We start from the raw sequence: 23,436 nt of genomic DNA, 5'->3' as shown, positions 1-23,436 counted from the left end.
AAGCGTTGGCCACAAGTTCGTCGGTGATGGCCTCGAGAATGGTGACGGCCAGTTCCAGAACGGTTCTGCCGGCGGAATCGGACACGCTGCGAATGAGGTGCTGTTCGATATTTTCCAGCAGCCTGTCCAGCAGTTCGTCCACCATGACCGCACGGTCGGTGAAGTGTCGGTAGACGGTATTGACGCTCACCCCGGCCTCGGCAGCGATCCGGTTGGTCGAGGTATTGGCGATCCCGCGTTCCCCGAACAGGTGCGCGGCGGTATCGAGTATGTGCTCCCTGGTCGCCTTCGCACGTTCCTGGGTCGGACGACGAGTCGCCTTCTTCTGCGGGGTCACCTACCCGCTCCTGTCTGCCGGCCCAGGAGGCCCGGTGTTGTGCGTTCTGACGGTGGGCCAATTGTTCCGCGTTCGACCTGCGTCATGCCGAGTCCTGCGTGCGTTCGGATTCGATCCACGCCGCGACCGCACGCGCGGTGACGGTGAGGGCCCGTCTACGTTGCTGGTCATCGATCTCAAGCACCGACGCGCGGAGCGCTGCCGCGATCCCGGTGTTGATCAACACGATGCTCATGATGTCGTATTTGTGGTCGTCGCCTGGGCCGAGCAGCTGGATAACCAGCACCTTGGCGAAAAGACGTAGACGGAGTTCGAGTTCGGGGATGCCGGTGTCATAGAACGAGACCCCGACCGAGAGCGCACGTATCAACTGGGCGTTGGCCATCAACTCGTCGGTGATGACCTCCAGAATGGACGCCACCAGCTCTGCGGTGGTTTGCTCGGCGAGGCCGAACACACGCTGAGTGAAGCGTTGTTCGGCATTTTCCAGCAGCCGCTCGATCAGCTTGTCCACCATGACCGTGCGGTCGGTGAAGTAGCGGTAGACAGTCCCGACGCTCACTCCGGCGTCGGCGGCGATCCGGTTGGCCGAGGTGTTGGTGATCCCGTGTTCTCCGAACAGGCGTGCGGCACTGTCAAGGATGTGCTCACGGGTCACCTTCGCACGTTCCTGTGTCGGACGACGGGTGCCACTGTTCGACGGCATAAGCCGATACTCCTGCCTGCTGTCGCTGGGAGGGGTCACTGTCGCCAACCCTACGGTCTGCGGGAGTGTCGAATGAACGGCTCTGGTGCACTTCCGGTGGCGGCAGAGTCTCGGTGACGGCACGATGCGATACGGTACCCACCACCTCCTGAGAGTCGATATCGACGAAACAGCGCACCATCGCGCCGCGCCGGGCAGCAGGTCGCCGCCGTCGTGTGCTCACCGGCCTCCGGCACTTGCGGCGCCGCGCCTACGCGAGGGAAGGGGCGATTACTGCTTGCGGACGACCAATTCCAGCGCGATGTTGTCCGGGTCGCGGAATTCCAGAATGTACATGGGACCGAGGTCTTTCACTCCCGCGTGCGCGATGCCGAGTTCGTCGAGCAAGGCAGCGGCCGAATCGAGATCCGACCGAGTGGCGAGGGCGAAGGCGAGGTGGTCGAGTCCTACTCGATCTTCGTCGAACTCGTCGCTGGCGACGGGGCGAAGTCCGAGCAGTGCATCACCCATCTGGTAGATCACACCGCCGAAGAGGAACCCGAATCGCGCACGGGTGGCTTCGTCCGCGTCCGCGGGACATTCCCAAGCGATCGGCCATCCGAAGACGGCGTCATAGAAGGCTCGGGATCTGTCGATGTCGGTCACTGTCAAGCGGGCATGGTCGAACGAGCTGGTGGCGATCGGCATGATCGAGATTCTGTCATGATCACCCAGCTTCGTTCAGGGGGCCTGACCGCGAAGTCTTGTCACTCGGCCGCGGGGAATCTCGCGATCCGGCGGGGCTCGCTATGAGTGCCCCGCGATGTCTTCGACGCCGACGACCGGGTCGCCCCTGACTGGAGTTCAGCGTGGTGTGATCGTGACAGGGTGGGTGCAGCTGTCGGGGACGGTGACCAGCGAGCATTCGACAGGAGCGCGGGTAGGGCGGTAGGCGGCGGGGACGCCGTTGTGGGCGGTGATGTCGCGGTATGCCTGGACTGCTTCGGTGGGTCGGCGGGTGAGTGCGGGGTCGGTGACCGCGTCCACCGTGTAGAGCCCGAATCGCGGTGTGTAGTCGCCCCATTCGTAGTTGTCGGTGAGACTCCAGTAGTTGTATCCACGCCGTCCAACCCGGTGCCCAAGTCTCCTCGGTCGACTGCCCACCCGGGGTGGACCGCCTCGAAGACAAAGTGCAGTGGACTGACGACCAGGTCGGCACCGTGATCCAACGCCTCGGATTGGCGCGCCAGCGCGTTCCTGAACGCAGCACGCCGACTAGAACTGGACGGGTAGGACCGGAGCCGTCGAGGTGTTGGGGGCGCAATCGACGCAGTTCGACCCGCGTCCACGCGCCGACCGCTCGGTGAGGACTGCCATTGGCCGGGCTCCGGCGTCAATGCCTCGTCATCCGATCACACTTGCGAGAAGCGCTTCGCGATCGCTGCCGTGATCGCATCCGGTTCCTGTTCCTGGATGAAGTGACGAGCGTGCGGCAACTCGACCACCTCGAGATCTGCGAAGACGGCGCGCATTCGTGGGACACAGGCGTTCGGCCGGAAGGCCATGTCTCGCATTCCCCATACCAACAGGGTGGGCTTGTGGCCGAGCAGGGCAGGCACGTCTCGGGCGAGTCGCTCGAGCAGGGGACGCGCGGCACGAATCTGCCCGGGCGTGGCAGCGAGTCCGCGACGGGCTTCGGCGGTGGGTTGCACCGCGCGGTAGTGATCGGCCTCGACCGTGGTGAGCGTGTGCTTCAGCTCAGCGAGCAACACGCGCTCGATGAGAAAGTTTTGTTCGAGTATCCGCCGCTGCATCGGACGGCTGCTCATGATCATGCTGAATGCCCGGTTGGCGATTGCCTCGATCGGCCAGAACACGGTATTGCCCAGAACGATCCCGCTCACCCGGTCCGCCCGCGCGGTGACCGCGCCCAGACCGATGGGCCCGCCCCAATCGTGTCCCATCACGACGAAGCCATCGAGTTGCAGATGATCGATCAACTCGCCGAGGACCGAGGTGTGCTCGGCGATGGTGTAACCGAAACTCGTGGGCCGTTCGGACAATCCGAAGCCCAAGTAGTCGACGGCGACACAACGGTACCGATCGCGCAGGGCCTTCACGATGTGGCGGTAGAGGAAACTCCACGCCGGAGCGCCGTGACAGAACAGGATCGTTGGTCCGGTGCCCTCGTCGATGTAGTGAACACGGCCGACGGAGGAGTCGAACCAGCGCGACGCGAATGGGTACAGGTTCCCGTCGGGAACAAAGTCGATCAGCATTGAGCCCCTCCCTCTGCGCGAGCCTACATGCGCTGTCCTGCTCAGCGCCGGCCCCTAGCCGATCGCGCCGAAGCCGCTCTCCCGTCGCTATCGCTGCCGGGCGGAGCGCCGTGCTGATCCGCGGTGGTGCAGGCGGCCTTCTGCGGGGCGTTCCTCCGGTCAGGGATGGTCGGTTCTGCCTGTCCACGTCCGGAGCTTCAGGTCATCGAGCTGATTCGTGCGCACCGGGTGGGCGCTATCGGGGACTGGCCAAATGGGAATGGCAGAGCGTAGAGATTCCGTCGCTCTGTGCGAGTTCGGTTGTGGGCTCGGTGGTTCGGCGTTCATAGTGGCATCGTGGCGAACCGTTTTGCGTTGATCGTGGGCTCGCAGTGCGCGGCGCTGCCACGCCTCGGCTTCGTCGAGGAACTTGCCTCTGGTCTCTACACCGCGTTGACGCGGGGCGGCGGATGGCAACCAGTAGCCGACAGCGGCCTGCTGTTGAATCCGACCGTCGCGGAATTGAAGAGGGAGATCAAGAAAGCGTTCGCGGTCGCGAACGCGTCGAGCGCGACGTTGCTGATCTCCTTTCTCGGTCATGGCTCGAGCGTGGGGTCCCAGGACTTCCGGCTGCTCGCGGTCGATTCGCCCGGGTCGAGCGCGGACTCGGACACTGCCGTGCACCTCACCCAGGCAATGCGGGAACGCCTCGGCGAATGCCAGTCGTTGGACGGTCTCGTGGTGCTGGTGGACGCGTGCGAAGCCAGTATCGAAATCAAGTCGAGGAACGACGAAGGCTACTCGGCCCGGATCACCCGAACACGCTGGCGCTCAGGAAAATCTGGCTGGCTGGCTCGGCGCCGGCGGCGACATGAACGGCGCCATTGCCGAGTACGAAGAGTTATACGCGATACGGCTTCGGTTACTCGGTCCGAGTCATCCGGCAACCATCGCCGCAAGCCGTGGGATCGCATTCTGGCGCTCGTTCCAGAAGCAGCGAAAGTGACCTGATTCGTACTCAGCAACCCACGCCCATCCCTCACTCGCTGCGCCCATCACGGTCGCTCGTCGCCGGGCACGGTGGTGTGGCTGCACGGCTCGGGCAGTGGACCGGAGTCGTTGGCGCCTAGCGACCGGCGACCGACGTAGGTGCGTCCGGTCGGGTACCGAGCCGGGCGGCGAAAACCCGTTCCAGCAGTGCGTACAGACAATTCCGGTCCTGGTCGCTGAGCCTGTTCAGGCCGTCTTGGGTGGCGCGCATTTTCGCCCGGATGGTGTCGATTACCTGCTCGCCCTCGGGCGTGATGACGAGATTGGTGACGCGCCGGTCGGATGTGCTGGCCTCCCGGCGCACGAGGCCACGCTTCTCCAGCCGGTTGATGATCCCGGTGACGTTGGAGGCGTCGCAGACCAAGGTCTCGGCCAGGGCGCGCATCGCGACGGGCCCCCGGCGCAGCACCGTCAGCGTCTTGCCCTGGCTCGCCGTGAGGTTCTCACTCGCCGCCGCGGCTGTGAAGTCGCCGTAGTAGGCACCGAGGGACACCGAGAGCAGCTCCATGAGCTGGGCCGTGTCGACGCGGGGAGCTTCTGCCATGAGAACCACCCTATCCGCAGAAACTTGACCATCTCAAATATCTACCTCTACCGTATCCGCATTGTTTGAAGTTCTCAACCATCGAATTTCTCAAGTACCTGATGAGGAGCATCCAGTGAGCGTCACCGCGTCCCAGGCGTCCCGAACGGCCGAGATCCTGTCACGGCCCGTCACGCTGAACGGCCTGACCGTCCCGAACCGCATCGTGATGGCACCGATGACGCGCATGTTCTCCCCTGGCGGCATTCCCGGTGACGACGTGCGGTCGTACTACGCCCGCCGCGCCGCCGCCGGCGTGGGCCTGATCGTCACCGAGGGCACCTACGTCGGCCACGAGTCCGCCGGGCAGAGTGATCGTGTGCCACGGTTCCACGGTGAAGAGCAGTTGGCGGGGTGGGCGGAGGTCGCCAAGGACGTACACGCGGCGGGCGGCACGATCGTGCCGCAGCTGTGGCACATCGGCATGGTCCGCAACCAGGGCGACGCGCCCTACCCTGATGCACCCGCTGTCGGCCCCTCCGGTATTCGCCTCGACGGCACCGAGGGTTTCGGCAAAGCGATGACCCAGCGGGACCTGGACGACGTCATCGGCGCCTTTGCCGAGGCCGCGGCGGACGCCGAGCGCATCGGCTTCGACGGCGTCGAACTACACGGTGCTCACGGCTACCTCCTCGACCAGTTCCTGTGGGCGCGGACGAACCGCCGTGACGATGTCTACGGCGGTGATCCCGTGGCCCGTACGAGGTTCGCGGCCGAGGTCGTGGCCGCGGTCCGGGCGGCCGTCTCCCCCGGCTTCCCGGTGATCTTCCGTTACTCGCAGTGGAAGCAGGAAGCCTACGACGGCCGGCTCGCCGAGACTCCGCAGGAGTTGGAGGCGATCCTGGCTCCACTCGCCGCGGCCGGCGTCGACACCTTCCACGCCTCCACCCGCCGCTACTGGCGCCCGGAGTTCGACGGCTCGGACCTGAACCTGGCAGGCTGGACCAAGAAGCTCACCGGCAAGCCCACGATCACCGTCGGCTCGGTCGGCCTCGACGGCGACTTTCTCCGTGCGTTCACGGGCGAGGGCGCCGAACTCGGCAGCCTCGACAACCTCCTCGATCGCCTGGAGCGCGACGAATTCGACTTGGTCGCCGTCGGTCGCGCCCTGCTCCAGGACCCGGAGTGGGCCTCCAAGATCCTGGCGGGGCGGATCGACGAGCTGAAGCCGTACGACGCGGCGGCTCTGAAGACGCTGAGCTAGGCGAGTGCTGCTCGGCGAGATGGGGTGAGATCGTCCCGTCTCGCCGAGATCTGTGCTTGGCGAGCAACAGCAGCGCGCGCAGCGCCCGATGAGCACCCTTCACCTCGGCACAGTGCGGGCATATCGATGTCCTGGGCGGCGTACCGAAGCAGCTGACGCACCAGCGGGAGTGCGCGCAGGGCATTGGCGGCTGTCACCTCGCCGCGCTGTGGGCTCGGTTTCAGGACGTTGTCTGCGGGTAGGACCTTCAAGGATGCCGAAGGTCGAGGTCCTGACCAGTCGATCATTGATCCGAAAGCTGGAACTACGGCCTTGTCGGTCAGCGGGCCCGACCGCGATCTTCGGCCGCTACGAGGGAAGCCGACTCGATGCGGAAGTGCACCGCGCGGGGAGAAAGGGCAGCTCGGAATGGTCGAAGTGAGCGCGGGCACGATCGTGGTGTACACCGATGTCGCGTGTGGCTGGTCCACCCTGGCCTTGGACCGCTTCTACCGAGCAAGGGCGCGCACCGGTGCCCAGGACAAGCTACGTGTGGACCTGCGGCTGTTCGCGCTCGAAGACGTCAACCGGTTCCCGATCCCGAAGCGTTACCTCGATGCCGAAATCCCCGTCATCGGCGCGTTGGAACCGGATTTCGGGTGGAAACTCTGGCAGAACGACATATCGACCTGGCCGAATTCCACCATGCTCGCCAACGAGGCCGTCCACGCTGCCAAACGTCAATCGCTCCGAGCCGCCGAGGAACTGGACATGGCGATTCGTCGAGCCTTCTTCTGCGACAGTGGCCGGATCGACCTGTTGCACGAACTGATCGACATCGCCACTCGCTGTCCGGGCGTTGATGAAGCAGAGCTGGCCGTGGCGCTGGACACTGGTGTCGCCCGCGGAGAGATGATGCGGGAGTACCACGCACACCGCGACAAGGTCCAGGGCAGCCCGCACTTTTTCCTCGGCGACGGTAGCGATGTCCACAACCCCGGCATTCAACTGCACTGGGTCGGGGAACCCGGCGAGGGTTTTCCCGTCATCGATGCCGACGACCCCCAGACGATCAATCGGCTCCTCGACCACGCTTTGACGATCGCCCGCTGATGAACGGGGCTCACCTCGGCGGGATGGGAAGAAGAGCCCAACCGGCTCGACAAGAAGGAGATGACATGACCGACCACCGGAATCGAATCACCTGCTCGATCTTCGTCGCCGGCGCACTGGCCACGGGGGTCATACTCACCGGCTGCGACAACAACAATGACACCGCACGGGATACCACGACCGCCACCGGACTGCCGACCACCACCACCACCACACAGCCGACGACCTCGCCCACCGAGGGTGCCGAAGTTACTGCCGAAGCCGCTCGGCAGTTGTGCGACATGATCAGTCCCGAACTCGACAACTGGCGCGACCAAGGCTCGACCGTTGCCAAGGTCAGCTTCAACGGCACCGTGCAGAACTGGGCAGCCCGCAACGAACTCACCGACGACGTCATCAAGGACAAGACGATCGTCGACACCGTCACTACTCAGACCTGCCCCGACGTACGTCAGCAGGCACTCGAGGTGCTCGATATCCCCGACCTGGCTGCCGGACTCGTGGGATTCGGCGGATAAGGAGGTCGTGGAGTCGGCAGCGGTCGGCACGATCCTCACCTTCTCAGTCCGTGTTCGAGTTCCGTTACGTGGAGCGCACGACGACTACCGGGGTTTCCACCGAGTGCAGCAGAGCAGTACTGGTGGAGCCGAGGAGCATGCGGGCAAATCCGCCGCGGCCGTGGCTGCCGACGACGACGAGTTGGGCGTTCTCGGATTCTTCGAGGAGGGCGCGGACCGGCCGATCGACAACGACGATACGGCGGACCGGGACGTCGGGGTATTTGCTGCTGTAGCCCACCAGGCTTTCGGCCAAGACGACTTGCTCTTGCCGATGGAGGTCGGTCCAATCGCCGATCGGCAGATCCAGGCCCGTGACGTCGCTCCAGGCGTGCAGGGCGACGACGCCGACGCCGCGTAGGGAAGCTTCCTCGAAGGCGAGATCGACGGCGGGAACGCTGTTGTCGGTGCCGTCGACGCCGACGAGAATCGGCTTGGCCGCCGATACTGCGTCGATAGCGGCCGTGCCGTGGATCACCGCGACCGGGCAGAGGGCGTGCTGGGTGGCGGCGGTGCTGACCGAACCGAGCAGCCCCCGCCGCAAAGCGCCGATGCCGCGGCTGCCGAGGACCAGCATCCCCGTCTGTTCGGAGCGTTCGATCAGAGTGGGGATGATCGACTCGAACGTCACCTCGGTGATGATGCCCGGCCCGGCGCCGGGAGCCGCGGTGTCGGCCACGCGCTTTGCCTCGTTCAGGATCGTCTCGCCGTCGCGGCGCAGCGATTCGAGGTCTGTCTCGCTCATCGACATGCCCGGACCGAATCCAGTGGGAACCGCTTTCGAGGTGAGGATGTGCAACTGGCTGTGGTGCAGCGCGGCTTCCACCGCTGCCCAGGCCACGGCCTGATACGAGCTGGGTGAGCCGTCCACCGCCGCGAGAATCGGTGCGTTGCTGACCATGAGGGTTTCCCTTCGCTACCGAGGTCAGTACTGGCTCGCACAGAAGTACCCGGTTCCGGTCGCGCGACACAGTGGAAACAGGCTGAATCAAGATCAAACCCCGGATACCGCCTGGACGACGACCAAGTACTACTGGCTGGCGGTGGATCAACTGCGCCAGGGTGGCCGGCGCATAGATGACGAGGTGCTCGCCCATATCTCGCCCGCACACAGCGAGAACATCAATTTCTTCGGAGCGATCGAGGTCGACATCGACTCCGAATTGGCGCAACTCGGCCCCACCGGCTACCGGCCGCTGCGTGTGCGCGACACTCTGTTCTGATGCCCGATTGCGGGGATGGCGACTCGCATAGGCTCAATTCCGGCCACTGTGCGTGTACTGCTCAACAGGGATCGGCTCGATGCCGGGGTGCATGCGCGCCTGAGCACGCCCGCAAGATGGTAGATCTCGTGCAGCAGCAGCCGCACGAGGCCCTGGTGGTAGTCGGTTGGTCACGAGTTCACCGGAGAGCGTGGCGGTTTCGACAGTGACGTGCAGCGGGCCTTCGGTCTACTCTGCGCCGACCGGTCCCCGAGATATCTTCGGATTGCCCAGCCGCGCCGCGATGCCATCGAGGACAGAGTCCAGACCGATCTCGAACTGCCACTGCACGTCGTCCTTACGGTCGGCGTCGTGGATATAGCGCGCGTACATCGGGTAACGGCCCGTGTTCAGGAGCCAGGTCATCTGTGTGGCCAGTCCCGCGCGGGCCTCCTCACGGGTGGACCATCCGCGCACGTGGAGCATCTGACTCAGCCTGACCTCCGAATCGACCGCGCCGTGCACATAGGCGGTGACGGTGCTGTAGACCGCCATGGCGGTGTCCACGTCGAGCCCGAGGCCGTCGAGCGCTACGAGGGCCGCCTCCGTTACGGCCAACTGGTTCGGAGTCGGCGCGCCGCACGCCACCCGCGTCACCCAGGAGTGCGCCAGCAGCGCCTCCCTTATGCGCAGGGCGACGGACCGTATGGTCGCGCGCCAGTCGTCCTTGCTGTCGGGCAGATCGAGCTCTCCGTAGACGAAGTCGACCATCAGCTCGAGTAGCTCGTCCTTGCCGGTGACGTAGCGGTACGCGGCCATAGGGGCGACACCGAGTTCGGTGGCCAGCCGGCGCATGGTGACTGCGTCGAGTCCCTCAGCGTCTGCGATAGCGGCAGCCACCTCGGCGATCCGTCGGGGAGTCAGGGTCGCGCGGGGAGCAGGCGTCGGCCGTTCGATGCGCTCCCACACCGAGACGGGGTCTTTGTCCTCGCTCGCCGATTGTCTCTCCTGGGAGGCCATCGCTTGGATTCCTTCCGCCGAATGATGCCGTGTACATCGTAACCGATGTGGACACCGTACACGGCTATGTGTACGGTGTATTTCGTGGATACAACGTACACACGGTTGAGGGGTTTTCGTGGCTGACTCGACTACCGACATCCTGCGCACCGCAGTGATCATCGGCAGCACCCGGGACGGACGGTTCGGTCCGGTCGCCCACATCGGCGAGCTGCTCGACCGCATGGAGCGCGACGAGTTCGACCTCGTGGCGGTCGGCAGAGCCCTGCTGGGAGATCCTGAGTGGCTGGCGAAGGTCCTCGCCGGCCGCATCGACGAACTCACCCCCTTTCACGGGGGCCTCCTCGGCAGTCTCCGCTGAGCGCGGATCCACCGATCTTTTGGTGACGATAATTCAAGGATTGGAGCAAGCCAGAATGCAAACCCGACCTACTCTCGGTGATCCCTCGCGCGCCACCACGGCTCACGAGGTAGCTTCACGGTTCGCCGAAGGGCTGCAACAGTCAGGCGCGGCAGGCGACGCGGACGGCTACGACGCTGCTTTCGCGGCAGATGTGGTGTGGGGCAGTCCATATGGTGCGTCAGTAACCGGCTACTCCGAATTGAACGCCATTCACCGCCGCTTGATGAAAGCCCAGGTTGCGCCGCCGTCACACTTCGAAGTTGTCGGCGCGACTTCGCCCGCGCCAGGGGTCGTGCTGACCCAGATCCGCAGGCTCGCCGCCGAAGCGAGCGGATTCTCCGAGATCGCCATGTACGTGCTGATCGAGAAGGATGGCAGATGGTGGCTCGCAGGGGCACAGAACACGCCGATCACGGATCCACCCCAACGAACCGAATCCAGCTCATGATCTACTCGCGTAGGGCAAGTCTCATACGCGGTAGTCGATGCCGCCGAGTCCTCGGCGTTGCATAAGATCCTCTCGACCAGTAAGTCGTTGAAGCTAACCGAGGCCCGGTAGACAGACTGGGCCTCGGTCTGCAAGTCCAGTCGTCCAGCGGACTCAGGTGAGCCGGCGCCCGGCGACCTGCAAAACGAACTCACCCGCGAGAGACTGGCCGCCGCCCGAGCGCGAGGTGCCAGATCCGGACGCCGCCCCCAGATCGCCACGATCGGGGCAACCGCTGTCACTGCCTGGTCGATCCGCGCTATCGGGGTCCTCACCTGCCGCGATCACCAGCAGCTACGCCATATCCGCCCGATTTTCGGTGATTACTACCGGAACCCCCAAGGGCGGGGTCGGTGCGACCGTGCTGCTGGATGACCGCGGCTACGTCGCCTTGGTGCGGCTCTACCTCGCGCCGGTGTAGCTCCCACAAGGCTCGCGGCGGCGCGGGCCTGGCTTCGGTGCTCAGTGGTTGACCTATTGAGGGAGAATACGGACGTGAGCGACGCGATCAGTAATAGGTTCGAACATCATCGGCGCGGCGTGCCAGCGGTAGTGGCGCCGACGGGTGCAGTGGACCTCGTCGGCTGCTAGCTCGATGTCGGAGCGGGAAGTGCCGGGACGGGAATCCTTGCCAGGGCCCGGCGGGCAGAGGTTCGATGAGCTGGAACGGTTGCGCAGGAAGCAAGCAGAAGGAATGAAGGCTGTGGAGATTCTCGGAGCGGGAGACGGCACGTCGAAAGTCACCCGACTACCGCGTCGCCCGCGGCGCGTGGCGGAAGAGGCCGGTGACGGTCGCCACAAACCTTGGCGCTCGGAAGGTGGCTCCGTCTATGACCCTGCACCGACCAAGCCTGTGATGCGATCGGAACTGCAGCGGGAGACAGGGTGGTGGCCGGTCGACCCCGGCGCGACGCGGCACTCCGCTCCACAGGATGATCCAGGCAGTGCCGAGCCTGGTGGGAGTGTCGTCCATCTCGACGCGTTGCGGCGCAAACGAGCTGGTGACGATGCTCCGGCCGTCGGCATCCGGCGCATGGCCAAACCGCGCCGAATCGGAAAAACTGCAGGCGAGAGATCAGGCACCGAAGGTGAGCCCGACAGTGGTCGCAACGGTGATCCCGATTCACCACGGGTGGACGGGCCTGCTGAGCCACACTGAACCGTAGTGCACTGCGGCGATGGCTGTGGACCTTGTCGGCACCGCATGGTTTCGAGATGAATGAGCGGCACCCGAGCGGGTTTCGCCGGGGCTGCGGGTTCTGGCTGACTGACAGGGTTCCGGCTGGCTGAGCGATCCTCTAGGAGCATCGCGTTGGCGCTGAGAGTTCCTGCCCGCACGACCACAGGTCACCCCACTTCGCTTCCCCTGCGTGTCCGATCGGCAGGTCAGTGCTGCGGCAAGTCCTGCCACTCGCTCGAGAGCCGGGCAGACCACACCGGTTTGCGGCGGTCGAGCCGGGCGCGTATTCCTTCCGCGGCGTCGGGGCTGCCCATGACCCGCCGGTGCAGTTCGGTTTCCAGATCGGCGACGCGGTTGGGGTCGTAGCCGTGGATCGCGGTGTCCCACAACAATCTTTTGCTCAATGACGCGGACATCGGTGCGACATTGGCGGCCATGTCGGCGGCCAGCGCAAGGGCGGCAGGCAGCACGTCGGCGGCGGGTAGGCACCGGGTAGCGAGGCCGAGCCGCACCGCTTCCGCACCGTCGAAGGTCCTTCCCGACAAGAGGATGTCGGCCGCGACCGACATCCCCGCGACCTTGGCCAGGGTCCAGTGCGCCATCGCGTCGGGCACGACGCCGAGGCGCACCTGAGGAATGGCGTAGCGGGCGTCGTCGGCGACCAAGCGGATGTCGGCCTGCATCGCCAGGGTCAGCCCGATGCCGATCGCGTGCCCATTCACCGCGGCGATCACCGGTTTTCGCAGGGCGAAGGCGGGCGGGTCGACCGGCGACGCGGAGAAGGCCACGCTGTCGGGCTTGTCGAACGTCATCGCACCGCCGCTCAGGTCCGCTCCGGTACAGAAGGCCGGGACGGCGCCGGTCAGCACGATGACCCGGACCACGTCGTCGGCGTCCAGATCGCGGTACGCCCGTCCGAGCGCGCGTCCCATCGCAGCGGTGAAGGCATTGCGGCGCTCGGGCCGGTCCAAGGTCACCACCGCGATGCCATCGGCGATGTCGATTCGCACGCCGCTCATGCGACCTGCAATTCGGCGACCAGATCTCTGATGTGTGCGGCGGCGACGGCGTAACCCGGGAAATAGCAACAGATCCGGTCGGCGACCGCACCGAATCGCGCCACGATCTCGGCGGCGCACTCTTCGGGCGTGCCGTAAACGGCGAGGGTCTGCAGCATTCGGTGATCGATCAGCTCGGTCATGGCGGTGACCTGGCCGCGCTTGGACAGCGCGTTCAGTTCGGGCTGGAGCTCACCCCAGCCCTCGACATCGAGGACCGGACGGTAGGCCGGTGTCGAGCCGTAGAAGGCGAGCAGCCGACGGACACCGACGGCGGCGGCCTCGAGTTCACTGGAGGTCCGGCCCATCGCGACGATCACCTGCGGATAGATCGACAGGTCCGCGGCATCGCGACCGCCACGCGCCAGGCCCTCCTCGATGGCGGGCAGAGTGCGTTCGGCGAAATGGCGGGCACTGTTGAACGGCATGACCAAGAGCCCGTCGGCTACCTCGGCCGCGGTTCTGGTCATGATCGGGCCGAGCGCGCCGAGGCAGATCTGCGGCACCCCATAGGGATTGGGGCCGGGATCGAAAGTGGGCGGCATCAGGGTGTGCCGGGTGAATTCGCCCTCGAAGCGCAGTGGGGTGCCGTTCTGCCAGGAGTCGAGGACGGCTTTGACCGCCAGCACCATCTCCCGCATCCGTGCCGCCGGCCGCGACCACGTGGCGCCGTACCGCTTGCCGATGTGCGCGCGGGTCTGCGAACCGAGGCCCAGCCGGAACCGGCCGCGGCTGAGCAGTTGCAGATCGTAGGCCGCGTGCGCCAGGTGCACCGGGCTGCGCGGAAGAGCGATGGCGACATTGGTCATCAGGTCGACGGGTTCGGCGCTGGTCGCCGCCAGGGTCAGCGGGAGAAAGACATCGTGGGGGCTCTCGAAGGTGAACAGGCCGTCGGCGCCGCACGCGACCAGTTCGGCTGCCTGCGAGACGGCTCCGTCCGGACGACCGTTCAGTTGGAGATCGACCTTCATCGATCCGCCAGGATCTGCGGCAGCACTGCGATCATAATTACATAGTAGCATGTAACGTTATTCAGCGGGTGTCACAGGCCGAAGCTCCGCATACGGGACTCAGTCGAGGTCCGTCGCCGCGGTCACGAGCGCGTACAGCGCATCGGCCATCCTCGACACGAACAGCTCGGCCTCTTCGCTACCCCGCGAGAGCGCGTGGAATGTCGTTGTCCCAGCGAGTATCTCGAAGACGAGTTCGGCATCGGCGCCGGGCGCGATCCGGCCGTCGTCGACCGCGCCGGCGAGCAATTCGGCGAACGCCTTGCGCACCGGTGTCCCGATCGCCAACAGGCGCCGCCGCGCCTCCTTGGTCTGCGAATCGGCCAGCAGGCCCGGCACCCCGGCCCGCGCGGCCGGACTGTCCGCGCGAGCGAGGAAGATGCGCACCCAGGTTGCCAGGTCGGCACGCAGGTCCCCAGTCGGCTCGGGCGGCGCGTACGCGCCCGGACCATGAATCGCCTCCTCCAGCAGGGCCTGGCGAGTCGGCCAGCGCCGATAGATGGCCGGTGAGTTCACCCCGGCGCGCTTGGCGATTGCCACGACCGTGGTCTGCGGGTACCCCACTTCGGCCAGCAACTGCCGTGCCGCGATGAGCACGGCGAGGTCTTTGTCGGCATCACGCGGCCGACCGGGGCGCGGCGAAGTCTCCGAAGTCACCATTACATACTAATCTGTAACGTAATTCTGATCCGCCGCGACCCACGGTCGCACCTACGCGTCGATCAGCAGCTGCTCGATCCGAGCGACGCAGAACGCGGTCACATCGATCTCCGGCGGCAGCTGCAACCGGTGGGCCATCCGCAGCAACGGGATACTGAGCAGGACGGCAGCCAGTATCTCGTTGTAGCGCAGGTTGCGCACCGTCATCCCGCTACGTTCCTCGTAGCGCACGATCGTCTCCTCCCGGGTGGGCGTTCCCGGAAGTCGATCGGTGTGCTGGAATTCCGAGCACGCCCAATCCAGGAACAGCATCCAGGCGAGGTCGGCCTCATGGTCGCCGATGTAGGCGATCTCCCAGTCGAGCACGCCGGTGACCCGGAATTCGCTGTCGTAGAGAATGTTCGACATGCGGGCGTCGCCCCAGCACAGCGTGACGTATTCCGGTTCGTACAGATTGGCGCGTAGCCAGTCCACGGCCCGGCGCAGCGCGGGCGGCTGGGTGGCCGACGCCCAGTCGAGCGCGGCGTCGACGTAACCGATCATCTGCTCGAGCGGTGCGGTACCGAATTGCGGAAACGACAGGAAGTCCAGATTCAGTGTGCGCCAGTCGAGCTGGTGAATCTCGGCGATGGTGTCGACACAGCCCCACCACATCTTCGTACGCTGGGCCGGCTCGGCGTCGAAGTACAGCCCGGCGGAGTGATAGGACGGCAGGTCACCGGGTGCGCTGCCCTCGATCCGGTCCATCACGAAGTACGGACTACCGAGGGCGTCGGTGTCGCGATCCAGCCAGCGGACAGCGGGAACCGGGAGGGTGGTGTCGGCGAGCCGGCGCATGACCAGCACCTGTCGCAGCAGGTCGTAGTCGGGAAACAACGCCACCTCCGGCGGTCGGCGCAGCACCAGCGGCACCGGCTCGTCGTCGTCGCGTTCGAGGTCGAACAGGAAGGTCTCGGTTGCCAGCCCGCGCGGGCTGGCCGACCAGTTCGCCACCCGGACCGAGTCCGCGCCGGGAAATCCGGCGCGCAGCACCGAGACGACGGCGGTCGGCAGATCGGCTGCCTCGGGTCGAGCGGTCATCAGTAGCCCTCGTATCCGTACCGGGCATTGCGACCCATGAACACCATCTCCACCAGGCCGTAGCCGACCTTGCCATCGCTGCTCTCGACCTTGCAGAAGGTCTCGGTGAGCATGCTGACCTGACGCAGTTCGTCGGTGTCGTTCAGATCGACGGTGAAGCCGTCGCTGTAGGACGGACCCTTCCAGATACCGGAGGCGTAGCCGCGATACATGTCGTAGCCGGCCAGCCCGGGCCAGAAGTCCGAGATCGGGGTGACGGAGAACGAACGGGTGGTGCCGTCGGCGGCGTCCACGGTGAAGGTGCCCGCCGACACGATTCGGAAGTCGTCACGGAACTCGAGTTCGTGGGTCACGCCGACGATCGGCACGGTCGGCGCGTGTGCCTCGATGGGCTGCTGGATGGAGCCCTCGAAGTGCCAGCGCTGCCCGTCGGCGGTCTCGCGCTGCGCGAAATGCACCAGCTCGTCGTCGAACTGGAAGATGCCCATGAAGTACAGAACACCGTCCGGGATCTCGGAGGGCTGCAGGCCGGCGCCCTCCCCAAGGCTGCCACCGCCACCACCGTGCCTGGTGCCCCACGAGTGGTCGCGACCGAACCACCAGGTGCTCGGATCGATGTCGATGCGTTCGCCGTCGACCTCGAGCCAGCCGGAGATCTCGCCGTTCTGGTAATAGCGTCGCGCGTCCTCGCGGACGCGGCCGCGAGTGCGGAAGAAGGCGGGTTCCTGCTCGTAGGCGGGGAACTGGCCAGAGAACTTCAGTTCGAGGCGGACACCGTGGTCGTTGTCGGCCAGAGTGGCCCGCACCCCGCGCAACGGCTCGGTGATCTCGTAGCGATAGGGGCCGACCTGCCAGGCGCCTAGGTCGTCGTAGTTGCCGCCGATCTCGCGGGACAGGCGAGTCACGTGCGCCTTGCCGTCGACGGTGACCATCGCGTAGGCGTCCATGACATTGCGGTTGGGGTAGCGGGCCATGCCGGTCATGACGCTGACCCGGCCGGTGGTGTCGAAGCCGTAGAGCACGATGCGCTCCGTCCAGCGCAAATCGCTCTGGACGACGTGGTCGAAGGTGGTCGGCAATTGATGGCAGAGCAGTTCGTCCTGGGGGGTCAGCATGGGCGTTTCCTTCGAGAGTGGGGGTGGAACACGTTTCAAGTTAGCTAATTCAAATACACAATGAAGCGTTTTTAAAAAGATCCGATCTCGGCTACGCTCGGCCCACATCGAAGGAGGAGTGATCGGTGACCGAACAGAGCGATGTCCGGCCAGGACCCGGCCGCCCACGTGACCCGCAGCTGGACGAGCAGGTGCTTCGGGCCACCCAGGAACTGCTGGTGGAACAGGGTTTTCAGGCCACGACGATCCAGGGCGTAGCGCGCCGGGCCGGGGTGGTCGCCACCTCGATCTACCGTCGGTGGCCGAACAAGATCCACCTCGTGGAGGACGCGATCTTCGCGCTCGAGACCGGTGTGGTCGTGCAGCCCACCGGTGACATCGCCGCGGATCTGCTCGCGTGGACCCGGCTGTTCTTCGCCGCCGCCACCCACCCCGCGGCTCGCTCCGGCATCCCCGGCCTGCTCTCGGCCTATCACGACGACGAGCAGAGCTACCGACGGCTGCGCGAGCGCGGCGAGGGTCCCGCGCGGGTTGCCCTGCGCGGAACCATCGACGCGGCGATCGACTCAGGCCAGGTCTCCCCCGGCTGCGATCCCGACCTGCTCTTCGAATTCCTGCGCGGCGCAACGCTGCTGCGCGCCCTCACGCGCGGCGACGAGGACGGCGAACAATTCTGCCGCCAGACCGCCGCCGCCCTGGTCACCCTGGCCATCCACCACGAAAGTACGACATGAGATCCCTGGCATCGTCAGCGCCGTCGACCTGACCGAACCGGCCGACCCCGTGTGCTCTGGCAGGCCCATGCCGGGCCCGCCCATGCACTGCATGGGTCTGCGCGCCGCAGGAAACCGCCTCTGTCTGGACAACAGGGGCGGATCGACTGTCCTGGACACCTCCGCGGTGCAGCGGCCCGACCCCCGTGCCGGTCATCGCCCGGCTGACCTGGACCGACGGCTGGGCGACCCAGCAGAACGTTCCCGTCTCCTACAACGGCGTGCCGTACCTGTTCAGTGCCGACGAGGCCGGGTGCGGCGGCGTCGAACTCACCGACATCGCCGACGACCCTCATCCGCGCGAGGTGAACACGATCAAGCTGGAGATCAACTGCCGCGGCACCGCGACAGTGCGATGGCATCCAGTATGGGCAGCTCCTCGGTCATGCAGGTCGTCGAGACGGGCGCCTTCGATCCCGAGCAGGTACAGAGCTCGCGCACCGATGACGTGAGGATCGCGGCGGGGTGATCGCCGCGCATGTTCGCGACGGACGGCAACAGCAGCGAAAACAGTGGTGTCGGCAGGTCCTCGAGCTCGTTGACCGATTCGACGGTCAGCCGGTCGCCAGGTGATCCAGCGACGTGTGCAGCGCCGACTCATAGGCGGCCAATTCATCGCTTCGATACTTAACTGGAATTTCCCCAAAGCTGCCGATGTGCAGCGGCCGCCGCCGATGCTGGCGTCGTCCGGGCCGCCCCGGCCTACGGATCGCGCTGGGCGGGTGAGGTAAACCCGCTGCGGCAGATTTGGGCGCGAAGTGCCTCGTGGCGAGCTCTCGTTTGGGAAGATCGTCGCGGGAGTTTGAGGTGCCCGGGGCCGCAACGGTCCGCTGCGCGTACTTAGAGCTCCTAACAGATTGAGTTGTTCTTGAGCCGGCGCCAGCAGATGATGCTGCAAGCGATGCTGAGGAAGGCTTCATGGATGTCGTCGCGGATCTCCCAGCGGATGCGCAGACGGCGGAACCAGTGCAGCAGTGCGATGGTCTGCTCTACGACCCATCGATAGACCCCCAGCCCGGAGCCGTGGTCGGTGCCGCGGCGAGCGAAGCGGGGTTTGATCCCTTTGGCACGTACCCGGGCGCGGTGTATGGCGTAGTCGTAGGCGCGGTCGGCGTAGAGCTCGCTGGGGCGCTGACGGGGCCGCCCCCGTCGTCCTCGCACCGGGGCAATCGCCTCGATCAGCGGGTCGAGTTGGGTGACGTCGTGGCGATTCCCGCCGGTCAGCGTCACCGCCAGCGGGATACCGCCTCCCTCGCAGATCACATGGTGCTTGGAACCAGTCCTGGCGCGGTCGACCGGACTCGGACCGGTTTTCGGCCCCCTTTTAACGCTCGGACGTGCGAACCGTCGACGGCGGCGCGGGACCAGTCGATCAGTCCGGCAGCGTTCAGATCGGCCAGCAGCAGTTCGTGCAGCCGCTGCCACACCCGCGCCTCGTGCCAGTCCCGCAGCCGACGCCAGCAGGTCATGCCGGAACCGTACCCCAGCTCTTGGGGCAAGAACTCCCATGGGATTCCGGTGTACAACACGAACAGGATGCCGCACAACGCCTTTCGGTCGTCAAGCCGTTTACGCCCAGGATGGCGGAAGCGCCGCTCGACCGTCGGCAACAGTGGCTCGATACGCTCCCACAGCCCGTCCTCGACTTCCCACGGCCTGCGCTGGGCCACACCAACCTCCCGCCAGACAATCAACAACCGACGAGATCAAAACCACACCACGATCATTCTGTTAGGAGCTCTTACTCGTCGCGTTGGCGTGTGGGTGGGGGGGTCCTCGATGAACGAGGAAATGGCTATGTCTGTCGAGCAAGATTCCGATCCACGCGCCGTCGAAGACGGCACCGATACGGGGTCTTCCGAACCCCGTTGCGCGACCGTGGGATTCGTCCCCCGAGGAACGCCGAGCCCGGGTTGGCGGCGATTCTGGACGGGACCACCCGCACTCAACGAGCCGCAGAGAGCACTGGTGCGGGGTAGCTGCTACTCGGTGCCGGGTTACATGCGGCCGCGAAAGCCGCCGCCGAAGGTGAGTTATCGGAGCTGGAAGGCGTCTGGTGTCGGCGCTGTGGGGGTTGCTGCCCGCCGAGGAGATCGCCGAGGCCGCGCAGATGTTCACCCAGGCCCGAACACGCGACGGGGGTTTTGCTGCTGTTCCCGCCCAGTGTGGCGCAGCTGCCGGTGACCGGCACCTACGACATCACCGACCTGGAAACCGACCTGGCAGCCCTCGGTGAACACATACTGTCGCAACCCAACTCCAGTCTGGTACGCACCGCGGACCTGGATGCGGGTAATCCGTTCGACTCCCCGGAGTTCAAGGCCGCGATGGCCGAGCATCGGAGCGCTGCGAAACCTGCGGTGGCGCAATCGAAGTTCAGTCGGTGCAGCGTTGCTTCCGCGGTCAGGTGATGACCGCGCGTTCGTGCCCCCCTGCCGCGGCGCCGGTGCGGTCGAGTCCGCTCCAGTGCGATCCGACGGATGCCACTGCCCCAGCGCTTGGATCCTGCTCGAACGAGAAACGGCAAGTCCTCGAGCAGCCGATCCCCGTGTCGGCGGCTCAGAATGCGTTGTTTCACAACCGATCTGCACCGATAACTGAGATTCTGTCGATCAAACTTGACATGGCGCGGCTGGAAAGGCCACCCCCTGCGGGGTGGCTACTCGAGACCTTGACTCCCTGCCTGGGGGGCGGTGGCAGTGATGCGTGCGTCAATGTTTTCCAGTAGGTGGTTCGCCCGGTCGATGACGTGGTCCAAGTCGGTAGTCCATCCGGCTAGGCGCAGGCATGCCACGGCTAGGTGGCGCGGACTATCCGGTGTGAGTGTGCCGTCGGCCCGGATGTTGGCGACGGATTCGACTAGTCGAAATGTGTGATCGTCGACGGGTCCGCTTTTTGTGTCGTCTGCGACCTCGGCAGCGAAGTCGACATGGAATTGCCTCAGCGCGCGGCGCATGTTCAGTGCCGAGTCGAAGACCGCTGAATGGGCTTCGGGTAAGAAGAACAGCACGCCGAGGTTCCACTTCCAGGTGGCTAGCACCTGGGAGTCGTAGAGCGACAGAGCGTACAGACGCGCTGCGCGGTCGACCGCGTCGGCAGCGGGGTACGTAGACAGCGCGCGGGCGGCGTCGAGCGCAGGCCGGATGAGTGCCTCTAGCAGTGTGCCGAGAAGGTCGTCTTTCGATGCGAAATGATGGTAGAGCACATTCTGGCGCACCCCGACGGCGTCGGCGATCTGTCGGGTGCTGGTCGCCCCGAAACCCTGGGTCGTAATCAACTCTGCTGCCGCGTCGAGAATCTCACTACGCGTGTTACCGCCTGCGCGTGTCGGGATGCTCGCGCGGGGGCGCCCTCGACCTCGTGTCTCCACGAGTTCATGGTGTCATAAGGCAGTTCAGGGTCATCTGATAGTTACCTCGCTTCATGCGTTCGTAACGCAGACGACATTGCCGCGTCGCGACAAGTCTTGAATATAGGTCGGGTGATCAATAAAAGTCATAGTGCGATCGCTGGAACGTCAGTGCCTCATACTCGTCGCGATGAGCCCGGCGCCGTCAGCGACGACCTCCGCGACTTCAGTTTGAGTTCTGTTTTCGGAATCGCTTTCGCGTTCATCTCGCCGATCATTGCGCTGTACGCGATCTTCGATATCGCGTTGGGTATCGCAGGGCCATCGTTCTGGTGGGCGTTTGTGGTTATCCTCGGTGGTCAACTGCTCGTGGCTTTGGTCTTCGGTGAGTTGTCGAGCCGGTGGCCAGAAGAGGGTGGCGTTTACGCCTGGTCGAAAAGATTGGTGGGCGAGAGCTACGGGTGGCTGACCGGGTGGGTCTATATCTGGACGCTCATCACACTCAATGCCGCCGCTGCATTCGCCGCCAGTACTTTTGCCGCCGCGGTGTTCGGGTTGGACAACCCCGGAACCGGGATGCGGCTGGCTTTCGCGGTGGGATTCATGATCATCGCTACTCTGGTGAACAGTCTCGACCGGCGCCTGCTCAGGGTGTTCATCGCGCTGTCGATTGCGTGCGAGGTGATAGGCAGCCTCTTTGTCGGGACGGTTCTGCTCGCCTTCCACCGACACAACAGCCTCTCGGTCCTGTGGTCCGGATTCGACGATGGCGGAATGGCTTTCACTGTCGGACCGTTTCTCGCCGCGGTTGCGGTAGTCGGATGGGCGTTCATCGGTTTCGAAAGCGCAGGCGACCTTGCCGCCGAGGTGAAGAACCCCGGGCGCAACGTACCGCTGGCACAGATCGCTTCGCTGGTCTTGGTCGCAGCAACCGTGATGTACGCCGGGTTGGCTTTGATCCTGGCGGTCCCTGATCTCGAGGCCGTGGCGGCCGGATCGATCGATGATTCGGTCGTGGAGACGTTGTTGTCCAATCTGGGTAGCGCGGTCGTCGTGCCGATGTCGGTGGTCGTATCGATCGGGTTCGCTGCCGGGATCGCCGCGGTGAGCACTGCTCTGTCGCGCAGCGTGCACGCGATGGCCGTCCAGCGATCGCTGCCGGGTTCAGCGGCACTGACGCGTTTGTCCGGCCGAGATCGATTGCCGCGCAACGCTTTGACCTCGACTTCGGTGGCAACGTGCAGCCTGTTGATTCTCGCTGTCGGATTCGACTTCTACGATGTGATGATCGCTATGTCCACAGGCGGCTTCTACATCGCCTTCTTCCTTCCTGTGGCCGCAATGCTGTTCACTCGCGTCCGTGGAATGTGGACCCCTGGAGTATTCAGACTGGGCAAACTCGGCGGACTGATTGTCAACGCGGTCGCCACGCTATGGCTGCTTCTGCAAATCATCAACATCTCATGGCCGCGTGACGTCGGCGCCACCTGGTACGTCGAGTGGGGATGCCTGCTGATGTACCTGCTCACCGGCGTTCTCGGCGCCACTGTGTTCCTTCGCTACCGTCGAACAAGTCAAAGGATCGGTACCGATGCGTGAACTACCTGCCCCTGCGACGTCCGACGTCGTCCTCATCTGCATCGATGTGCAGCGCGACTTCGTCCCGACCACCGATAACGGACTCGACGCACCGGAGATCTCTGCGATCCGCAGCCTTGTACACAGCGCTCGTCGTGCCTCGATCCCGGTCATCTTCATCCGCGAAGTTCATCACCCCACGCTCACCGACCTCGGTCGGGAGATCGACGGTGTAGAGGATCTGCATTGCATCGAGGGCACTCCCGGGGCGGGGTTCATCGACGACTTCGGGCCCCGGCCGGACGAGTACGAAGTACGCAAGCGGCGCTACTCGGCCTTCTTCAACACCGATCTCGACACGATCCTGCGTGGATACAAAGCCAGCACCGTCATCCTCTCGGGAGGCCTGACCGATGTGTGTGTGCACTACACCGCCGTTGACGCCCACCAGAACGACTACCACTTCCGAGTTGTGGCCGACGCGGTCTACGGATCGTCGGAGCCAGCGCATCACTCCGCGCTGAACGCCATGAGCTATTTGCAACGTGACTCGGTCATCAGTCTCGCCGCCGCAACGGAACTGCTCGATGGCAGGGTACGAGGCGGCCGCCGGTCAACGGCCGCGGCTCAGTGACGGCAAACAGATGGTTCGGGCGGCGTGCATGTCGGTTCTCGCGTTCGTGCCGAGGTTCGCGATCAAACCACGCAGGGTTTCCGACAGTTCCAACTCGGTCGGCCCGACCCAGTTGGAACAG

General features: G+C 65.1%; 25 protein-coding genes and 3 pseudogenes. 13 read left to right on the top strand and 15 right to left on the bottom strand.

The genetic code is table 11. The annotated features are described in order from the left end of the window. The 5 genes and pseudogenes from ON19_RS34670 to ON19_RS34650 all read right to left on the bottom strand — a co-directional run. Positions 1-337 (bottom strand): TetR/AcrR family transcriptional regulator (locus ON19_RS34670; RefSeq protein ID WP_043702814.1); only part of this gene is annotated, 337 nt, incomplete at its 3' end. 82 nt (positions 338-419) lie between these two features. Beyond that, the gene (locus tag ON19_RS34665) at positions 420-995 is read right to left on the bottom strand and encodes a TetR/AcrR family transcriptional regulator (RefSeq protein WP_227954794.1); all 576 of its coding nucleotides are present in this window, start codon (positions 993-995) and stop codon (positions 420-422) included. Between the two features lie 318 nt (positions 996-1,313). Continuing rightward, on the bottom strand, positions 1,314-1,730 hold the full coding sequence (locus ON19_RS34660; protein WP_043702808.1) for a VOC family protein: 417 nt from the start codon (positions 1,728-1,730) through the stop codon (positions 1,314-1,316). Between the two features lie 156 nt (positions 1,731-1,886). Continuing rightward, a pseudogene (locus tag ON19_RS34655) lies at positions 1,887-2,144 on the bottom strand (family 1 glycosylhydrolase); the annotation flags it as partial. A gap of 290 nt (positions 2,145-2,434) precedes the next feature. Then, positions 2,435-3,301, bottom strand: coding sequence for a haloalkane dehalogenase (locus ON19_RS34650; RefSeq protein WP_043702801.1), 867 nt, complete (start codon positions 3,299-3,301; stop codon positions 2,435-2,437). A 336-nt stretch (positions 3,302-3,637) separates the two neighbouring features. On the opposite strand from ON19_RS34650, the gene ON19_RS43060 reads away from it, so the two are divergent. Next, on the top strand, positions 3,638-4,291 hold the full coding sequence (locus ON19_RS43060; protein ID WP_043702799.1) for a caspase family protein: 654 nt from the start codon (positions 3,638-3,640) through the stop codon (positions 4,289-4,291). Positions 4,292-4,406: 115 nt separating this feature from the next. Here ON19_RS43060 and ON19_RS34640 read toward each other — a convergent pair whose 3' ends face one another. Beyond that, positions 4,407-4,874: a MarR family winged helix-turn-helix transcriptional regulator gene (locus tag ON19_RS34640; protein ID WP_051169608.1), complete on the bottom strand. Its 468-nt coding sequence runs from the start codon at positions 4,872-4,874 to the stop codon at positions 4,407-4,409. 115 nt (positions 4,875-4,989) lie between these two features. On the opposite strand from ON19_RS34640, the gene ON19_RS34635 reads away from it, so the two are divergent. From ON19_RS34635 to ON19_RS34625, 3 genes are all read left to right on the top strand, one after another. Then, complete coding sequence (locus ON19_RS34635) at positions 4,990-6,117, top strand: NADH:flavin oxidoreductase (RefSeq protein WP_043702796.1); 1,128 nt, start codon at positions 4,990-4,992, stop codon at positions 6,115-6,117. Positions 6,118-6,300: 183 nt separating this feature from the next. Continuing rightward, positions 6,301-7,209 carry a DsbA family oxidoreductase gene (locus tag ON19_RS34630; RefSeq protein WP_227954793.1) on the top strand — a complete coding sequence of 303 codons (909 nt, stop codon included), beginning with the start codon at positions 6,301-6,303 and terminating at the stop codon, positions 7,207-7,209. A 65-nt stretch (positions 7,210-7,274) separates the two neighbouring features. Further along, complete coding sequence (locus ON19_RS34625) at positions 7,275-7,727, top strand: hypothetical protein (RefSeq protein WP_043702791.1); 453 nt, start codon at positions 7,275-7,277, stop codon at positions 7,725-7,727. A 64-nt stretch (positions 7,728-7,791) separates the two neighbouring features. Here ON19_RS34625 and ON19_RS34620 read toward each other — a convergent pair whose 3' ends face one another. Next, positions 7,792-8,667 (bottom strand): universal stress protein, encoded by an 876-nt coding sequence (locus ON19_RS34620; RefSeq protein ID WP_043702788.1) that lies wholly within the window; start codon positions 8,665-8,667, stop codon positions 7,792-7,794. A gap of 118 nt (positions 8,668-8,785) precedes the next feature. Here ON19_RS34620 and ON19_RS34615 point away from each other — a divergent pair. Beyond that, positions 8,786-8,989, top strand: a pseudogene (locus ON19_RS34615) (Tn3 family transposase); the annotation flags it as partial. A 228-nt stretch (positions 8,990-9,217) separates the two neighbouring features. Here ON19_RS34615 and ON19_RS34610 read toward each other — a convergent pair. Then, a complete protein-coding gene (locus ON19_RS34610) occupies positions 9,218-9,988 on the bottom strand; it encodes a TetR/AcrR family transcriptional regulator (RefSeq protein WP_051169607.1) in 771 nt (256 codons plus the stop codon). Between the two features lie 118 nt (positions 9,989-10,106). Here ON19_RS34610 and ON19_RS45145 point away from each other — a divergent pair, with 118 nt between their 5' ends. From ON19_RS45145 to ON19_RS42575, 3 genes are all read left to right on the top strand, one after another. Beyond that, positions 10,107-10,349: a hypothetical protein gene (locus ON19_RS45145; RefSeq protein ID WP_043702782.1), complete on the top strand. Its 243-nt coding sequence runs from the start codon at positions 10,107-10,109 to the stop codon at positions 10,347-10,349. Between the two features lie 40 nt (positions 10,350-10,389). Then, positions 10,390-10,839 (top strand): Cif family virulence factor, encoded by a 450-nt coding sequence (locus ON19_RS34600; RefSeq protein WP_227954792.1) that lies wholly within the window; start codon positions 10,390-10,392, stop codon positions 10,837-10,839. Between the two features lie 971 nt (positions 10,840-11,810). After that, positions 11,811-12,044: a hypothetical protein gene (locus ON19_RS42575; protein ID WP_157230004.1), complete on the top strand. Its 234-nt coding sequence runs from the start codon at positions 11,811-11,813 to the stop codon at positions 12,042-12,044. A 220-nt stretch (positions 12,045-12,264) separates the two neighbouring features. Here ON19_RS42575 and ON19_RS34595 read toward each other — a convergent pair whose 3' ends face one another. From ON19_RS34595 to ON19_RS34575, 5 genes are all read right to left on the bottom strand, one after another. Further along, positions 12,265-13,077, bottom strand: coding sequence for an enoyl-CoA hydratase/isomerase family protein (locus ON19_RS34595; RefSeq protein WP_043702778.1), 813 nt, complete (start codon positions 13,075-13,077; stop codon positions 12,265-12,267). Next, on the bottom strand, positions 13,074-14,087 hold the full coding sequence (locus ON19_RS34590) for a TIGR03617 family F420-dependent LLM class oxidoreductase (protein WP_043702774.1): 1,014 nt from the start codon (positions 14,085-14,087) through the stop codon (positions 13,074-13,076). The genes ON19_RS34595 and ON19_RS34590 overlap by 4 nt, the downstream gene beginning before the upstream one ends. A 99-nt stretch (positions 14,088-14,186) precedes the next feature. Continuing rightward, complete coding sequence (locus ON19_RS34585; RefSeq protein WP_227954791.1) at positions 14,187-14,783, bottom strand: TetR/AcrR family transcriptional regulator; 597 nt, start codon at positions 14,781-14,783, stop codon at positions 14,187-14,189. Positions 14,784-14,837: 54 nt separating this feature from the next. Then, positions 14,838-15,866 (bottom strand): phosphotransferase family protein, encoded by a 1,029-nt coding sequence (locus tag ON19_RS34580; protein ID WP_043702768.1) that lies wholly within the window; start codon positions 15,864-15,866, stop codon positions 14,838-14,840. Beyond that, entirely contained in the window at positions 15,866-16,981 is a 1,116-nt protein-coding gene (locus tag ON19_RS34575; protein WP_043702764.1) for an Rv3169 family protein, read from the bottom strand. Before ON19_RS34575 ends, ON19_RS34580 begins: the two co-directional genes overlap by 1 nt. A gap of 125 nt (positions 16,982-17,106) precedes the next feature. Between ON19_RS34575 and ON19_RS34570 the strand changes: the two genes are divergently transcribed. Beyond that, positions 17,107-17,715, top strand: a complete 609-nt coding sequence (locus ON19_RS34570; RefSeq protein WP_043702762.1) for a TetR/AcrR family transcriptional regulator — start codon at positions 17,107-17,109, stop codon at positions 17,713-17,715. 888 nt (positions 17,716-18,603) lie between these two features. Here ON19_RS34570 and ON19_RS41085 read toward each other — a convergent pair. Beyond that, positions 18,604-19,424 (bottom strand): IS5 family transposase gene (locus ON19_RS41085; RefSeq protein WP_372478688.1). Its coding sequence is split into 2 segments (ribosomal slippage): positions 18,604-19,082 and positions 19,082-19,424, totalling 822 coding nucleotides; the frame shifts between segments, so codons are not numbered across the junction. 510 nt (positions 19,425-19,934) lie between these two features. On the opposite strand from ON19_RS41085, the gene ON19_RS34550 reads away from it, so the two are divergent. Together ON19_RS34550 and ON19_RS45140 are read left to right on the top strand one after the other, a co-directional pair. Continuing rightward, a complete protein-coding gene (locus ON19_RS34550; RefSeq protein WP_157230003.1) occupies positions 19,935-20,165 on the top strand; it encodes a hypothetical protein in 231 nt (76 codons plus the stop codon). Next, positions 20,099-20,235 (top strand): annotated as a pseudogene (locus ON19_RS45140) (molecular chaperone DnaJ); the annotation flags it as partial. The gene ON19_RS34550 and the pseudogene ON19_RS45140, both read left to right, overlap by 67 nt. Positions 20,236-20,413: 178 nt before the next feature. Here ON19_RS45140 and ON19_RS34545 read toward each other — a convergent pair. After that, on the bottom strand, positions 20,414-21,124 hold the full coding sequence (locus ON19_RS34545) for a TetR/AcrR family transcriptional regulator (protein WP_043702747.1): 711 nt from the start codon (positions 21,122-21,124) through the stop codon (positions 20,414-20,416). 111 nt (positions 21,125-21,235) lie between these two features. On the opposite strand from ON19_RS34545, the gene ON19_RS34540 reads away from it, so the two are divergent. Next, on the top strand, positions 21,236-22,702 hold the full coding sequence (locus ON19_RS34540; RefSeq protein WP_157230002.1) for an APC family permease: 1,467 nt from the start codon (positions 21,236-21,238) through the stop codon (positions 22,700-22,702). Continuing rightward, positions 22,695-23,315 carry a cysteine hydrolase family protein gene (locus tag ON19_RS34535; protein ID WP_043702741.1) on the top strand — a complete coding sequence of 207 codons (621 nt, stop codon included), beginning with the start codon at positions 22,695-22,697 and terminating at the stop codon, positions 23,313-23,315. Before ON19_RS34540 ends, ON19_RS34535 begins: the two co-directional genes overlap by 8 nt. Positions 23,316-23,436 lie beyond the last annotated feature (121 nt).

This window comes from Nocardia abscessus NBRC 100374, from assembly GCF_000308455.1.
Lineage (GTDB): Bacteria > Actinomycetota > Actinomycetes > Mycobacteriales > Mycobacteriaceae > Nocardia > Nocardia abscessus.
This window is presented reverse-complemented; position numbering and strand designations above follow the sequence as displayed.